At 39.2% G+C, this 15748-nt stretch carries 18 protein-coding genes and 1 riboswitch; of the genes, 11 read left to right on the top strand and 7 right to left on the bottom strand.

What is annotated here, in order from left to right:
• Positions 1-758 precede the first annotated feature (758 nt).
• Positions 759-983, top strand: coding sequence for a DUF1128 domain-containing protein (locus tag M3182_RS07225; protein WP_251430935.1), 225 nt, complete (start codon positions 759-761; stop codon positions 981-983).
• 106 nt (positions 984-1089) lie between these two features.
• Here the strand turns inward: M3182_RS07225 and map are convergent, their stop codons facing one another.
• Positions 1090-1839 carry a type I methionyl aminopeptidase gene (gene map / locus M3182_RS07220; RefSeq protein ID WP_251557542.1) on the bottom strand — a complete coding sequence of 250 codons (750 nt, stop codon included), beginning with the start codon at positions 1837-1839 and terminating at the stop codon, positions 1090-1092.
• A 279-nt stretch (positions 1840-2118) separates the two neighbouring features.
• On the opposite strand from map, the gene M3182_RS07215 reads away from it, so the two are divergent.
• Positions 2119-2439 (top strand): helix-turn-helix domain-containing protein, encoded by a 321-nt coding sequence (locus M3182_RS07215; RefSeq protein WP_251431052.1) that lies wholly within the window; start codon positions 2119-2121, stop codon positions 2437-2439.
• Positions 2440-2526: 87 nt separating this feature from the next.
• Here the strand turns inward: M3182_RS07215 and M3182_RS07210 are convergent, their stop codons facing one another.
• On the bottom strand, positions 2527-2667 hold the full coding sequence (locus tag M3182_RS07210; protein WP_251557541.1) for an anti-repressor SinI family protein: 141 nt from the start codon (positions 2665-2667) through the stop codon (positions 2527-2529).
• A gap of 35 nt (positions 2668-2702) precedes the next feature.
• Positions 2703-2798: riboswitch (cyclic di-GMP riboswitch) on the bottom strand.
• A gap of 387 nt (positions 2799-3185) precedes the next feature.
• Here M3182_RS07210 and M3182_RS07205 point away from each other — a divergent pair.
• Entirely contained in the window at positions 3186-3530 is a 345-nt protein-coding gene (locus M3182_RS07205) for a helix-turn-helix domain-containing protein (protein WP_251430927.1), read from the top strand.
• Between the two features lie 377 nt (positions 3531-3907).
• Here the strand turns inward: M3182_RS07205 and M3182_RS07200 are convergent, their stop codons facing one another.
• Both M3182_RS07200 and M3182_RS07195 read right to left on the bottom strand, forming a co-directional pair.
• Positions 3908-4285 carry a DnaJ family domain-containing protein gene (locus tag M3182_RS07200; protein WP_251557540.1) on the bottom strand — a complete coding sequence of 126 codons (378 nt, stop codon included), beginning with the start codon at positions 4283-4285 and terminating at the stop codon, positions 3908-3910.
• Between the two features lie 218 nt (positions 4286-4503).
• On the bottom strand, positions 4504-5067 hold the full coding sequence (locus tag M3182_RS07195; protein WP_251557605.1) for a peroxiredoxin: 564 nt from the start codon (positions 5065-5067) through the stop codon (positions 4504-4506).
• A gap of 334 nt (positions 5068-5401) precedes the next feature.
• On the opposite strand from M3182_RS07195, the gene M3182_RS07190 reads away from it, so the two are divergent.
• Positions 5402-5569 (top strand): hypothetical protein, encoded by a 168-nt coding sequence (locus M3182_RS07190; protein WP_251557539.1) that lies wholly within the window; start codon positions 5402-5404, stop codon positions 5567-5569.
• A 74-nt stretch (positions 5570-5643) separates the two neighbouring features.
• On the opposite strand, the gene M3182_RS07185 is transcribed toward M3182_RS07190, so the two are convergent.
• On the bottom strand, positions 5644-6120 hold the full coding sequence (locus M3182_RS07185) for a GNAT family N-acetyltransferase (protein ID WP_251430918.1): 477 nt from the start codon (positions 6118-6120) through the stop codon (positions 5644-5646).
• Between the two features lie 32 nt (positions 6121-6152).
• A complete protein-coding gene (locus tag M3182_RS07180; RefSeq protein ID WP_251430915.1) occupies positions 6153-6824 on the bottom strand; it encodes a DUF421 domain-containing protein in 672 nt (223 codons plus the stop codon).
• Positions 6825-7233: 409 nt separating this feature from the next.
• On the opposite strand from M3182_RS07180, the gene M3182_RS07175 reads away from it, so the two are divergent.
• From M3182_RS07175 to M3182_RS07145, 7 genes are all read left to right on the top strand, one after another.
• Positions 7234-8322: an ATP-binding protein gene (locus M3182_RS07175; protein WP_251557538.1), complete on the top strand. Its 1089-nt coding sequence runs from the start codon at positions 7234-7236 to the stop codon at positions 8320-8322.
• Positions 8323-8702: 380 nt separating this feature from the next.
• On the top strand, positions 8703-10805 hold the full coding sequence (locus M3182_RS07170; protein ID WP_251557537.1) for a DNA topoisomerase III: 2103 nt from the start codon (positions 8703-8705) through the stop codon (positions 10803-10805).
• A 435-nt stretch (positions 10806-11240) separates the two neighbouring features.
• Positions 11241-12515: an MDR family MFS transporter gene (locus M3182_RS07165; RefSeq protein ID WP_251557536.1), complete on the top strand. Its 1275-nt coding sequence runs from the start codon at positions 11241-11243 to the stop codon at positions 12513-12515.
• A 144-nt stretch (positions 12516-12659) separates the two neighbouring features.
• A complete protein-coding gene (locus M3182_RS07160; RefSeq protein WP_251430904.1) occupies positions 12660-13892 on the top strand; it encodes an aminopeptidase in 1233 nt (410 codons plus the stop codon).
• 145 nt (positions 13893-14037) lie between these two features.
• Positions 14038-14310: an acylphosphatase gene (locus M3182_RS07155; protein WP_251430902.1), complete on the top strand. Its 273-nt coding sequence runs from the start codon at positions 14038-14040 to the stop codon at positions 14308-14310.
• Between the two features lie 92 nt (positions 14311-14402).
• The gene (gene mscL, locus M3182_RS07150; protein ID WP_251430900.1) at positions 14403-14795 is read left to right on the top strand and encodes a large conductance mechanosensitive channel protein MscL; all 393 of its coding nucleotides are present in this window, start codon (positions 14403-14405) and stop codon (positions 14793-14795) included.
• A gap of 123 nt (positions 14796-14918) precedes the next feature.
• Positions 14919-15191, top strand: a complete 273-nt coding sequence (locus M3182_RS07145) for a YbyB family protein (RefSeq protein ID WP_251430899.1) — start codon at positions 14919-14921, stop codon at positions 15189-15191.
• Positions 15192-15322: 131 nt separating this feature from the next.
• Here M3182_RS07145 and M3182_RS07140 read toward each other — a convergent pair whose 3' ends face one another.
• The gene (locus tag M3182_RS07140) at positions 15323-15706 is read right to left on the bottom strand and encodes a DUF1284 domain-containing protein (protein ID WP_285867436.1); all 384 of its coding nucleotides are present in this window, start codon (positions 15704-15706) and stop codon (positions 15323-15325) included.
• Between the last annotated feature and the right edge of the window lie 42 nt (positions 15707-15748).

Below are 15748 nucleotides of genomic sequence, written 5' to 3'. Positions count from 1 at the left end.
GGCCGGAAAAGGTGCAAACGGTAATCGAGGGGAGCTCTCGGTGCCCATACAAGACCAGATTTGCTGCAAACGGTAACCGAGAGGAGCTCTCGGTGCCCATACAAAACCAGATTTACTGCAAACGGTAACCGAGGGGAGCTCTCAGTGCCCATACAAGGCCAGATTTGCTGCAAACGGTAACCGAGGGGAGCTCTCAGTGCCCATACAAAACAAGATTTGCTGCAAACGGTAACCGAGAGGAGCTCTCGATGCCCAAACAAAACCAGATTTACTGCAAACGGTAACCGAGGGGAGCTCTCGATGCCCAAACAAAACCAGATTTGCTGCAAACGGTAACCGAGAGGAGCTCTCGGTGCCCAAACTAGACCAGATTTACTGCAAACGGTAATCGACGGGAGCTCTCGGTGCCCAAACTAGACCAGATTTGCTGCAAACGGTAACCGAGGGGAGCTCTCGGTGCCCATACAAAACCAGATTTGCTGCAAACGGTAACCGAGAGGAGCTCTCGGTGCCCAAACTAGACCAGATTTGCTGCAAACGGTAACCGAGGGGAGCTCTCGATGTCCAAGCAGACTCTGAAAAGGTGCGCCCGGTAACAGAGATCCGTCTCAGAGCCGACAGATAGCGAATTTAGCCCATTTTCTATAATTTCCTTCTTTTTGAAGAAAATAACATTAGGGACTGTTTTTCTCAAAATTCATTGACTTTTTGTCTAGAAAATGGAAAGATGTTGGTACAAACGGTGGGGGGATGAAAAAATGGATTTGTCCGTGAAATCAGCTGAAAACATTGAGTATATGATTGACCAAATAAAAGAAAAACTTAACATCGTAAATGCTGGGGCAATTAAGCCAACACATTTTGACGAAGAAATGTACGAAGAAATTAAAGATATTTACGAAATGATTATGAAAAAAAGCTCTTTCTCTATCAATGAAATGCAAGCCATCGTCGAAGAGCTTGGAAGTCTACGGAAACAATAGTCCGCTAAGTGAAACCAACCAACTTGCTATAGCGGTTGGTTTTTTTTTCTGTATGTGAAAAAGGTCTATTAAGCTAATAAAAAGAACTCACCCGAAGATGAGTTTTTTAATCTTGGTCCGTTAAAATTATTGGACCATCTATTGTAATCGCAAGAGTATGTTCATATTGTGCAGAAAGTTTGTTGTCTACCGTACGTGCTGTCCACCCATTTGAATCCATTTTTGTTTTCCATTCACCTAGGTTGACCATTGGCTCAATCGTAAATACCATTCCTTCCTTGATTCGCACCCCTTTTCCAGGCAAACCAAAATGCGGAATATCTGGCTTCTCATGAATGGTTGCACCAATTCCGTGACCGATAAATTCACGGACAACTGACATGCCTTCACCCTCCACATACGTCTGAATTGCGTGACCAATATCCCCAATCCTGTTTCCAGGAACCGCTTGGGCAATTCCACGGTATAAAGCTTCTTTCGTCACATCTAATAATTTTTGCGCTTCCTCAGATACGTTGCCTACAGCATAAGACCACGCCGAATCCGCAAGAGCTCCATTCAAATTTACAACCATATCTATGGTGACAATATCCCCATCCTTTAATGGCTCTTTTCTCGGGAAACCATGACAAACCTCGTCATTGATGCTCGCACATGTCGCATACTGGTATCCACGATAACCTTTTTGTTCTGCCGTAGCTCCGTGTTTTTTTAAATAAGATTCAACGAACTCGTCGATTTCAAAAGTCGTGATGCCTGGTTTAATCATCTTGGCAATTTCTTTATGAATAGCAGCTAGCAGTTTTCCTGCTTCCTGCATTTTCTCAATTTCCCGTGCTGATTTTAAAACAATCATCCCTTCTCCTCCATAAAAAACATTCTCCCTATATTTTAGCTTATACGAAGCTTCATGTAAAAAGCAGTTATTCCACTACATGCTCGTATACTTAATTAGGTAATTTGATTCATTTTATGAATAAATAATTGAACCGTTACATTTTTCACATTCACATTAAATTTCAAATGTATAATAATATTAAGAAATATTTTTGTTCCGATATCTGTTCGTGTTATGGAACTTATGCAATCAATTTGTTATGATAAAAGAAGATGAGAAGTAAGGTGTGTGAAGATTGTGATTGGTGAAAGAGTTAAGGCATTACGACAGGAAAAAAAGATGTCATTATCAGAATTAGCGGAAAAAGCAGGTGTGGCCAAGTCCTACTTAAGCTCACTTGAAAGAAATCTACAAACAAACCCTTCCATTCAATTTTTAGAAAAGATTGCTTCTGTTCTTAATATTCCTGTTGAGCGACTGATTCTTGATGAACCGAAAAAAGAAACAATTGACTCTGATTGGGTCGGTCTCGTTCGCGAAGCAATGGATTCTGGTATAACAAAAGAACAGTTCAAAGAGTTTCTAGAATTCAATAAATGGAGATCATCCCAAAAATAAATAAATTCAAAAAGATAACTAAAAGGTTATCTTTTTTTGTGCAAAAAAAAAAGCCTACAGTAGGCTATTTATGTATATCAAACGCTGTTATTTTTCAAGGACAAGTTCTTGAGGATAATCTTTCGCTAAATAGCTACGAATATCTTCTTTCGTGAGGCCTAAGTCTAAAGCTTCTTTAATTAATTGCATCCACTCGACGTCTAAACCCTCATAATTCTGTACTTCCATTGCTCCATACTCCCCCTAAAATACGAATTCGTATTCCAGGCAATCCGGCTATCTTAGGACCAAAGTTACCAAGCTCCCTTAGACCCGTGACTTTGCGCCCCTGCCTTTCAACAGGTTAGCCTTTTTCTGTCCACATTTTTCTACTCCCTAGACCTATTTTATATGTTCTTTTTAAGAGTTTGTGTAGAAATTTGTCAGATACCTCTATGATTTTTTACCTATTTTTTGCCAAAAAGAGCCTTTTTCTGTTTAAAAAAACAAAAATAAGCGATTTTTAGTTAAAAACCACGCTGAAATCGTCTGAAAACTGTCTTTTTGTGTCGAAAATATTTTAGTTCACTACCCCCAAAAAATTTAATTGAGTTGTTAATAATGTTAGTAATAAAAACAAAAAAATTTTTAGACTATGTCTTCCTTTGTTCTTTATTAAGAACTAAAATAGAAGTTAGACTGAAAAAAATACTGATCTTCCAACTCTATTTGTAGGAAACAATCATGACACTGAGGAGAATGCCCTGATGTTAGTAGGTGAAAGAATAAAAAAATTGCGTCTTCAAAAAAACTATTCCATTACGGAATTAGCTAATCAGTCCAATGTTTCAAAATCTTACTTGAGTTATATTGAAAGAGGCATACAAGAAAATCCCTCATTACAAGTATTAATGCGTTTAGCGAATACACTTTGTGTATCCTTAGAAGAATTAACCGGCATTCCGCCTATCGAACAGGACCATGTCGATTTTCCACTTGATAACGAATGGTTAGATTTAATAGATGAGGCCGTTCGCAGCGGGATCAGCAAAGAAGAATTTTCATTGTATATCGATTTACTCAAGTATAGGAAGAAAGCAATCAAAGAATAATCCCCCTTTAATAGCAGTGATTGACTGCTTAATAAAGAGGTGGATTAAATTAACTGAAAATTTCAAAAATAGGATGACTACTCTGTTCATAACGTTTATAATATAATTACGTTCTATTTGGTATTTACACTAAGGGAGGATGAAGCAGTGACCACCATTCACATCCTAAATTTTGTGATACCCATTGTCTGTATTGTCATAATTGGCCTTTTTTTAGATAGAATGTGCAAACCAGATTCACCCATTGAGGAAAACAGAGAAGAAGAGTAATCCTGCCAGTAAATATTGGTAGGGTGTTTTTCATTTAAGCATAAAGCTTTCGTTTAGCCTACTTTAATCAGCACTCCAAGTTACTAACGCGCACCTAAGTGTGGTTATTATTTAAACAGCTTTTTTTCAATCTTCTGCTCGTAATTTTTGAAAATAGACGAATTTGTTTTCATGCCGCGTTTTGAAATCATGCGATTGTAGTGAAGAAGCTTTTCGTTAAGTTGTCTATTCAATCGTTCTCGCTCACTCTCATCGTGACAGTTTCTTATTAAGTCCTCAATTGTCATGACCTCTTGTCTTAAAACACTTTCTTCAGGTGTAAAGCCTGCATTTTTCATCATGCGATAAGCCATTCGAATCTCTTCGGGTAATCCTGCTAGTTCATCAGGCTTCAGGGGTTTTCCATATCCGGGCAAATGATCAAATTCTCCGTCCTCATAAGCTTTTTTAATCCGGTCTTCTGAGACAATGAATGAAAAGTCCATTTCCTACTCCCCCATTACTGTATTTTTTAAGGCTCGTTTCTCAAACGCTTTTTTGCTTTAAACAAATAATACGTTTGAATATTTTTTCATAAAGTATAGCTACATTTTATGAGAAAAGAGCTTATAAACTAATTTTAAAACATCCTAAATAGCTTTAGGATTTACTAGAAAACAGCCATTTTTACTACATTATAGTGGAACTTGAACGAAAAAGCATTCTATGATGGAACCCAATTCACAGGTGTTCCCTTACCTGTTTTCTGCTGATATTGGAGAGCTTGCAGTAATCGGAGATGTTCAGGAATGTTCCGTCCTATTGCTACAGGATAAATTAGTTTCGCGTGTATCAGCTGATGAGGGCCGATGAAAACACTCGCACGCTGGGCCGCTCCCGATTCTATATTGAGTAAACCGTACGCTTTGCTAATTTCCTGTGTTCGATCACTAACAAGTGGAAAGCCAATGTCCTTTAAAGCTGGATTTGTTTGTTTAAAAACTTTATGTGCATGTACACTATCTGTACTAATTGCTAAAACCTCAGCTTCCAAACTTTGCATATGAGGATAAATAGCAGCGACCGCCGCTAATTCAGTCATTCAAACAGGTGTAAAGTTGCCAGGATAAAAAAAGAGAAGAACCCACTTCCCTCTGAAATCATTCAATTTTATCTTTCGAATCTCACTTCCATCAACTGCTTCAGAAGAAAATAGTGGTGCCGCATCCTTATGGTTTTCCCGAGTTTGCTCAAACAAATCGGCCCTCTGTTCGCCATTAAAGTCCATTCTCAAACTAATTCCTCCTTGTACTAGAAGCCAGCTTTTCAGTCTCTATCTTCTAGCGTATGTCCGTCGTTTAAAAACTTGCTAATTGGTCGAATCGAATTAAGTGAAACTTCACCAGTGGCGGTTTTCTTCATCACACTGAATGTTCGTCACGCATAGCCTAATTGATTTAAAACCTTTTACCAATAGGGTTTTTGACTTTCAGTTGACCCCCTATTGTCCTTTTTGTGTCTTTTTCGAGTCTTGAAGTGGGAATCTTACTGCAGGTGAATGCGGGATAAAGGGTACTTCTAAAGGAAAAACTACCTTCGAAACAGAAAGGAGGGTCACTAGAATGGCCAGAGGCAAAGGCTTTGATCATAAGAAAAAAGGACATCCCGGCGATTTTCCGAAGGGAACACTAGTGGGGAAAAATGCCCCCCGAGAAGCACAAGAAGATGAAGAATTATTAGTTGTCCAAGAGGCTTTTAATAATCGAATTGAGGTTGAAGAGGAAATATAATTCTTCGCATGTTGGAGAACATCTAAAGATATTGAAAAAGAACCAGACATGGATTCCCTGTCTGGTTCAAAAAACTATCTCGATTTTTTAAAATGTGCGAGCCTTAGACTATCCTCCACAATCGATTCACCGTTTTTTTCGAAGCCTAGCTTTTGATAAAGAGCGACTGCCGGATGGTTCGCTGCACCTGTTGTGACCGTTATTTCAACCACGTCATGATGCTCCTCACAAAGAAACCGAAACAATTCTTGCGCAATTCCTTGACGCACCCAATCTGGATGGACCATTACACGATACAAATCAATCTGTGCATCTTTTCGTTTATACGATAATGCCCCGATGATTTTACTAGCATCAAAACAACCGATGAAGGTCTCTCCACTGGTCATTAACTGCTCAAGTGTCTCAGTTAAAGGCGGGATTTTGTCAAAATCGAGCAACTCCGCCTCTAGTTGATAAGAAACTCTTTGCAACGCTAACAGATTCTTTGCCAGCAAGACATTCGATACATTAAATTCCTCGACTTGATATTGAAAACTCCTCTTTTCCACTCGAATCTCCTCTTCCCCGTCATCCTGGCATATCAGTATTTCTGAATGAAAATCTCTTTTCCAGGTACATATTCAGCATAACTGATGTCACTTGGAGTCTGAATTCCTTTTTGTCTAATTGCAGTATAGAGCCATTCTTCATTCACCCCTGCAGCTTGCAAGTTTTTGCTGAGAACTTCTCCATCACTTACAATTGTATATGGAATCACTCTTTCCTCTGTTTTAATTTTTAAATCAGTTAAAGTTGGTTGGTCAGCTGCTGCTTTCTTTAGTACACTAATTCCCCCGTTATTTTCAAGGATGGCGTATTCAACTTCTTGAAGCGAAAAAACACCCTTATCACGCAATAATTGCTGCAATTGGTCAACATCTAGGCGATTTCGTTTCATTTGCTTCCAATCAAGATTTCCCTTATCAATAATAATGGAGGGTTTTCCTTCAAATAGATAACGTAGAAATCTTGACTTTTGCGTCAGCAATTCGGTGACAATCGTAAGAATCCCCCACACTACAATGGCAAACACAATAACCCCAAATCCTGTTTCTTTGTCATAAATCGCATTTCCAACCAGTTCTCCTAAAACCAAAGCGGAAACGAAATCAAACGGGGAAATTTGACTGATTTGTGTTTTTCCCTGTATACGCACAATGATAAAAAGAATAAGGTAACCGCCAATAATTTCAATTAAAATGGTACCGTACATTTTCAATACCCCCACGATTCGCTAATCTGCACTTTAATGGTATTGACATTCTACAGCAAATCTAAAACTATTCGGATTCGTTGCAAAATAGTTTTAAATCCCTCAATAAATAACAGAGTATGCATTCTTTCACTCTTATCCCTTTTTCACTACTTAACAAATTTGGCACCTTTTTTTACAGAAAAAATGTTTAGCCTCACGAATCCTGGGTAAAGAGATTGGTGTGTGTACATACCAATAATTACCTCATATGGATGATTAAACAAAAAAATTTCTACTTCAATAATCTTTTCTTTTTAGACATAAGAATACATAAGGAATCATAAGGTTAATTCAGGAGAAACATCAAAATTCCCCTAAATTTGCAGAATGAATCTAAATAACAGAAAAGGAAATAGAGGTGATTGACATGCAAGAGGAAATGTACAAAAACTTAGTAGAACATTCTCCAGACGCGGTTATTATTATTCGTTCTGGAATCATCTTGTATATCAACGATACAGGTGCAGAATTACTTGGTGCCTTATCCAAAAGTGAACTAGTTGGAAAAGATATGTTTTCCATGCTATGCCCAGGGAACTGTGAGTCGTTTCAAATGCATATAACCGACCTCAATAACGGAATAACAAAGGGGTTTAGGACCCAAAAGCTCACTCGAATGGATGGGACGGTTTTCGAAGCGGAAATAAAAGGCATTCAAACGACTTTCGAACAACAGCCAGCTCTCCATCTTATTGTACGAGATATCGAAAAAAGAAGAAAAACAGAGAAATTTCTGTTGCAATCTGAAAAGTTGTTGGTGGCGGGGCAACTTGCAGCTGGTATTGCACATGAGGTTAGAAATCCTTTGACTGCGATAAAAGGCTTTCTTCAATTAGCGGAGGAAAACTTTAAAGAGAACCCAACCTATTTTGAGATCATCTTTTCTGAGATCAATCGTATTGAAGCCATTCTCTCGGAGCTTTTAACACTAGCGAAACCGAAAGATATGGAGTTTAAAAAGAATAATATTAATCAATTGTTAGATGAAGTTGTCACGCTATTAGATACGGAAGCGGTTATGAATAAAGTTGAAATAAAGACGCTGTTGCATTCAGATGCCCCTTCTATCCTTTGTGACCAAAATCAGTTAAAACAAGTTTTTATAAACTTTATTAAAAATAGTATCGAAGCCATGCCGAATGGTGGAACGGTATCAATCGAGCTAAAGCAAGAGCATCCAGATTTTATCCACTTATCCTTTAAAGATACAGGTTGCGGCATACCTGAGCCTATATTAAAACGAATTGAAGAACCCTTTTTTACAACAAAAGAAAAAGGAACTGGTCTCGGTCTGATGATTAGTAAAAAAATCATTGAAAACCACCATGGCCAAATTCACTATCAAAGCAGTGGCCAAGGAACGATTGTTGAGGTAAAACTACCAGTCAATCACCTTACTGTCATTCATCCAAAACAACCAGATTTTCTTCCACAATATAAATTTGCTTTACATTAAAGGCTTACCACAGTTGGAGGCCTTTTTTATTTGTCTGATTTTCTTTTTATTAGGCTCTTTTCTCTACATTGTTGCTTTTTACAGTAACTATAGAATCATTTAGCTATGATACATTCCAAAGTTCGTTTAAAAGAAGGGAAAAAACTTACAAACTAAGTAGTAACACAGAGAAAACCTTATTACGTGATAAAATCGGCTTTGGGATTATAACAGCAACCTTTACATAAGCAGAGTTTTATTAAGAGTTGACTGGGTGTTACAGAGGAACATCCTCTTACAAAATAAATTGGGTAGCTTTTACTTGTTTAAAGTAGCAAATTACAAAAATACGTGTATTTCCGCTATACTAGGAAAAGTACCAAGATTTGAAAGGAGTTCCTATGAAATCATTCGTTCTTGCAGAAAAACCGAGTGTCGCTCGTGAGCTTGCTCGAGTCCTCGGCTGCAATCAAAAACATAAAAGCTACATTGAAGGCAATCAGTATATCGTGTCATGGGCACTTGGACATTTAATTGAATTAAAAATGCCCGAGCATTATGATTCAAAATATACAACCTGGCGCTTAGAAGACCTTCCAATCATTCCTGACAAAATGGGGTTAAAGGTCATTAAACAAACGAGTGCGCAATATAAAGCGATTGAAAACCTGCTAAAACGCAAAGACATTAAAGAAGTCATCATTGCGACCGACGCTGGACGTGAAGGTGAGCTTGTTGCTCGCTGGATTCTAGAACGTGCTGGCTGGAGAAAAACTACGAAGCGGTTATGGATTTCTTCGCAAACAGATCGGGCGATTAAAGACGGCTTTAAACAATTAAAGCCTGGAAAGCAATTTGAAGCTTTATATGAATCAGCGGTGTGTCGCGCTGAAGCGGATTGGCTAATCGGGCTGAACGTTTCCAGAGCGTTAACAACGAAATACAAAGATCCATTATCCGCAGGGCGTGTACAAACCCCTACCCTCGCAATGATGATTGAGCGAGAAAATGAAATTAACCGCTTTGTTCCAAGAGAATACTGGACAATTCAAGCTGGGGTTGGATCTTTAACTGCAGAATGGGAGCAAAATGGCGAGCGTCGAATTTTCTCATCAGATCAAGCTGAGGAATTGAAGAAAAAACTCGCTGGTAAAAAAGCAACTTTAATCAAGGTAGATCGTAAAAAGAAAAGTGAACCGCAACCTCTTCCATATGATTTAACGGAATTGCAGCGAGATGCCAATAAACGTTTCGGATTCTCTGCAAAGAAAACCTTAAACGTCCTTCAAGGATTGTACGAACAGCATAAGCTAGTCACTTATCCAAGAACGGATTCGCGCTATTTAACGAAAGATATGGAAGCAACCATGGTCGACCGTCTGCAAGGGATTCTGTCTGGTTATAAGGACGAAGCTCGTCCTGCGCTCGCTCAAAAAGGAAAAGTACTAGCGCGCCGCGTGTTTAATAATGAAAAAGTAACCGACCATCACGCGATTATCCCAACAGAAGAACGCTTGAACTTAAGTGATCTTGAGTCGGATGAACGAAAATTGTACGACCTCATCGTGCGCCGGTTTCTTGCACTTTTTTACCCGGCTTATGAATTTGAAACCATCCATGCCTTATTTGAGGTTGAAGGTGAAACATTAACTGCTAGGGAAACTAATATTCTTGAGCCTGGTTTTAAAAAGGTAACAGGGAAAGACAACGATGAAGGTGAACGGAAGCAAAGCTTAGGTCAACTTGCAAAAGGGAAAACCTTTACTGTTGGTTCCGTAACCGCGAATAAAAAATTAACTGAACCACCGCTCCGTTATTCTGAGGCTGATATTCTTGGCAAAATGGAGAAGTTTGGACTCGGCACCCCGGCGACACGGGCTGATATTATTGAGAAACTGTTGTCTTCCGAAGCGGTCGAGCGTCAAAATGGACGACTCTACCCGACTAAAAAAGGCAAGCAGTTAATTGATCTCGTGAATGATGAACTCACTTCACCAGAGCTTACAGCCAAATGGGAAAAAGAACTCGAACAAATTGCCCGTGGAAACGGAAATCCAAAAACGTTTAAAGAGAAAATCCGGAAGCAGACGGCCCAACTTGTATCAGAGATCAAAGCGAGTGAAAAAACGTATCGGGCTCATAATTTGACTGGATCCAAATGCCCTGAGTGCGGCGAGTTCTTAAAAGAACGAAAAACAAAAGACGGACGAATTCTCGTTTGTTCAAGCCGCGAATGTAGTTACCGGAAACACAAAGATCCGAAACTATCGAATCGTCGATGCCCACAGTGTCATAAAAAGATGGAAATGCATAACGGCAAAGCCGGCATGTACTTCCAATGTCGTCGCTGCAACATCGTCGAAAAAGCGGATGACGCGAAGAAAAATAAGAAAGTGTCGAAGCACGAGGAACGCAAATTAAAACAAAAATACAGTGCAGACAACTCGAACTTTGGTACATCGCTTGGCGATCTACTAAAAGCTGCGATGAAAGATGAAGATTAAATGTGAGTAGAAGGAAAAGCGGTCAGTTGGCCGCTTTTTTTATGTGAATTGGGTCTCGCGTTCACTTTTTGGTGTGCGATGAGACCCTTTTTCTGTTTTCTCTACGTTTTCTCTACGTTGTTTCCACTTACTCTTCAATATTTTCAATTTCCTCCACAAATTTGACCATTTACTCTACACTTGCCAATAAATGTGAAAATTACCCCAGGACTTCCTTCTTCCATCTTCAAAATGGGTTACTGGATGAACCAATTTCCCCCGCGCTTTTCACCGACTTTGAAACTATGAATATATTTCCTTACAGTCTACTAAGAGCAAACCACTTTCAACCAATAATATCCAAAGGTCCCCTAAATCTTGTTAAATTTCACTAAATGATAGTATGATATAGCATGGAACAAAATTGTTTACTTTATAGATAAAGAGGATACCATCATGAAAATTCGGGATTGGGATCGCAATTTAAAGGTTCGCCTATTTGGTGAGTTCTTAATGAACGTCACCTTCTGGATGTTTTTCCCTTTCTTAACCATCTATTTTGCAGAGAGCTTTGGTAAAGGAACAGCGGGCTTTTTGCTCATTTTTTCTCAAGTATTTTCGGTGTTAGCTAGTTTAATGGGAGGTTATTTTGCCGACCGGTTTGGGCGCAAACGGATGATGGTCATTGCCGCACTGGGACAAGGGATATCTTACGTATTCTTTGCTGCGGCGGTATCTCCGTGGTTCACCTCACCTATCATTGGTTTTATTGCTTTTACCATTGTTGGGATCTTTAGTTCTTTCTACTATCCCGCCAGTCAAGCGATGATTGCTGACTTAGTTGATGAAAAAGAACGGAGCAACGTATTTGCCGTTTTCTATACCTCGATTAATATTGCTGTGGTCATCGGCCCAATTTTAGGGGCGATATTCTATGTGAACTACCGTTTTCAGCTTTTAATAGCCGTGGCGGTAATCTGTATTCTGCTCGCACTGCTTTTAACGAAGCTTGCTAGAGAAACATTGACTCCAACCACAAAGTCGGTACAACAAAATCCAAAATGGTATTCTTTTTTAAAGAATCAAGTGGCCGATTATAAAATCATTGTTCAAGACAAAATCTTCTTGCTTTACGTTACAGCAGGGATTTTAGTTGCACAAACCTTTATGCAATTGGATTTGTTACTACCGGTGTATATTAAAGAAAAAGTAGGCAACCAAACTTTATTCGATATTGGAAACTGGAAGCTCACTTTACATGGGGAGCAAGCTTTCGGCGTTATTCTTTCTGAGAATGGCTTGTTAGTTGCTTTATTTACCGTCATTGTGACAAGGTGGATGACGAAATATCGTGAAAAAAATGTGTTTATTTTAGCCTCAATCGTCTATGCTATTTCAATGGTTTTATTTAGTCGTACTGAGCTTCTTTGGGGATTAATGATCGCAATGGCTGTATTTACGCTGGCAGAATTGATGACAGCTGGTCTTGCGCAAAGCTTCATTTCAAAGCTTGCCCCTGACCATATGCGAGGACAATATTTCGCTGCCGCAGGCCTTCGCCATACGGTTGGGCGAACGATCGCCCCAATTTCCATCCCCCTAACCGTTTATGTTGGCTACCAATGGACGTTTATCATTCTTAGTGCCCTTGCGTTAGTGAGTGCTCTGATATATCACTTTATGTTCAACTTATATGAAAGACAGAAACTAGTTGAACAAAGAATCTCTTAGTTTTTCGACTGCATCCTCAGAGGTGCAGTTTTTTTAGTAGGAATGGATTCGTTTTTTATTGATAGTTGTCGAAATCGATTCAGTATCTTTTTTCATTCAGCATGATAAAATGGAAAAGAAGATTTTGACAAAAGGAGAATGTAAATGAGCGACTTCCAAAATAATCTCGAAAAGTATGCAGCGCTGGCAGTAAAAGTTGGCGTGAATGTCCAACCAGGTCAGACACTCGTAATCAATGCAACGATTGACTCCGCTGCACTTGTTCGTCTTATAGTAAAAAAAGCATATGAAGCTGGAGCAAAAAATGTCATTGTAAACTGGGGCGATGATATCGTTAATCGAACCAAGTATGAATTAGCTCCTGATGAAGTGTTCCTAGAGTTTCCTGAACACCGTGCTAAGGAACTGACTGAACTAGCTGAACAAGGTGCAGCTTTTATGTCAATTGTTTCTTCTAGCCCTGACCTACTAAAAGGCGTGAACCCAGAGCGAATTGCAAATAACCAAAAAGCCGCTGGAAAAGCACTTTCTACATATCGTCAATACATGATGTCTGACAAAGTTAGCTGGTCCGTTATTTCTGCACCTTCAGAAGGCTGGGCAAAAATGGTCTTCCCTAATGATTCAGCAGAAACAGCTGTTGAAAAACTTTGGGATGCGATTTTCAAAGCTATTCGAGTGGACACTGAGGATCCTGTTGAAGCATGGAAACAGCATGATGCCAACCTCCATAAGAAAGTAGACTACTTAAATGGCAAGCGCTATACAAAACTTCACTACACTGCACCAGGAACGGACTTAACCATTGAACTTCCAGAAAAGCATTTATGGGTTGGCGCTGGCAGCATTAATGAAAAAGGCCATGAATTTATGGCCAACATGCCAACCGAAGAGGTCTTCACTGTACCTTTGAAAACAGGTGTAAACGGCTATGTTTCAAGTACTAAGCCACTTAGCTATGGCGGAAACATCATTGACCGTTTTAAAATCACCTTCGAAAATGGCCGCATTGTAGATGTTCAAGCAGAAGAAGGTGAAGAAATTTTAAAACAGCTGGTGGCAACGGATGAAGGCTCTCACTTTCTTGGTGAAGTAGCTCTTGTACCATACAATTCACCGATTTCTCAATCCAATATATTGTTCTTTAACACATTATTTGATGAGAATGCCTCGAATCATTTAGCCATCGGAAGTGCATATTCCTTCTGTCTTGAAGGTGGAAAGAAGATGTCAAAAGAAGAACTAGAACAACATGGTTTAAATGAAAGTATCACACATGTTGATTTCATGATTGGTTCTGCCGATATGAATATTGACGGGATAAAAGCAGATGGAAGCTCTGAACCAGTCTTCCGTAACGGAGACTGGGCGTTTTAAGCTTAATTTTCCGTGAAGAGCAAATGGGACAACAACTGAGTTGTCCCTTTTTCTGTGTATTTACTATACTCCCTATCCCTTTGTTGCTATAATGAGAGGGAGTTGTGGATATATGGTGTTTATAGAAATTTCTGGGGGCGAAATCTTGTTACAATTACAAATTGTTGTTTCAGGAAGAGTTCAGGGTGTTGGTTATCGGTATTTCACGCAGATGAAGGCGACTCAGTTGCAGATTACCGGGTGGACAAAAAATCGTTCAGATGGGAAAGTGGAAATCATCGCTACTGGTTCCAAAGAAAACTTGGACCTGTTCATTGAAGAAATACGCAAAGGCAACCCCTTCTCGACGGTAGACCAGATTGAAATCAATCAACTGGATAATATCGAAAAATATCAATCTTTTATGATCAAATACTGACAACAGCGGCCTTTTAGCCCTGTTGTTTTTTAGTTACATCGGGTATAATACGAATGTTACGGACTAAAGATAAGGTAAGGGAGTACCTATTTATGTGGGAAGAGTTTAAAAAGTTCGCCTTAAAAGGCAATGTATTAGACCTCGCAGTCGGGGTTATCATCGGTGGGGCTTTTGGTAAAATTGTTACTTCACTCGTTAGCGATATTATCATGCCTATCTTCGGGCTGTTTATGGGTGGCGTTGATTTTTCAGAGCTTTCCTATCCAGCTGGCGAAGAAGGAATCAAATATGGATCGTTTATCCAAAGTATTGTGGATTTCTTCATTATTGCCTTTTCAATTTTCCTCTTTATTCGGTTGATTAATCGATTCAAGCGGAAAGAAGAAAAAGTTGAAGAACAAAAAGAAGAAATCAAAGCAGATGTGAAGGAAGAATTATTGGTTGAAATTCGCGATTTATTGAAAAAACAAACCGAAGGAAAGTAAGATGAACGAGCTTGTGAAGGCAGAATTGCTTCGCAAGCTTTTTGTTTTTTTTTCGACAAATGTTTCAGGTGGAGAAATTAGGGAAAGGTACATATATGAGGCGATCAAAAGGAGGAATGATTCATGCAAATCAAACCAGTTAAATCCATTCTTTTAATCGGGGCAGGAGCAGCAGCTGTTTGGGTTGCCTCAAACCCAAAGGAAAATATAACTAGACTAAGAAAAATGACCACAGAAGTGAAGGAAAGATGGTTCTCCACAGATCATCAAGTTAATCAACTTGTACCTGTTCAACAATCCGCCCATCCTGATCCATACGATGAGGATAACAACGAAATGGTTAGCGAAGGTTCCATTTACGGGATTCATTATTATAACGAAAACTTGCAATCGTAGTGATCGCACAGATCAACATTTAGAAAGCTTGCGAATCATCGCAAGCTTTTTCATTGGGCTCTTTTCTCACTACTATTGCGTTAAAATCGGCTTTAGGATTTCAACAACAATCTGTACGAAAACAGGTTTCATTAAGACTCTGAAACTGTTTGGTAACTCTTTCGCAATTGGCTAATTCCTTCTTTACAAACACCATAGTGAAGCCAGGAACAACCTTCACAAAGGAAATCTAGGTCTTCGGGCCTCACTTTTGATGCAGTTAATTTCAATAGCTCTGATTTCCGATAGCTCTTTTCCGCTTGAAGTCCGAGATGTTGAATCACTTTGTTATCCATGGAAAGTACATGTTCATTTGATCCTTCATTTGCTTCACATTTGGTCTGTCCTCGATGTGGACATGCCATACAAGCATCATCAAAAGCCGCGCGCACTCTGACGTCAAAGTCACTTTCGAGATCCCGAATATCCCTTACAATCTGCTCCATCTTTTTGATAAAACCAGGGCTATAGCCCATGCCCCTAAATCCATGTACACAAAGAAGATGATGTCCACGCAA

This window comes from Mesobacillus maritimus, from assembly GCF_023715205.1.
Classification (GTDB): domain Bacteria; phylum Bacillota; class Bacilli; order Bacillales; family Cytobacillaceae; genus Mesobacillus_B; species Mesobacillus_B maritimus_C.
Note: the sequence above shows the minus strand (reverse complement) of the source record. Positions and strands in the feature narration are given on the sequence as shown.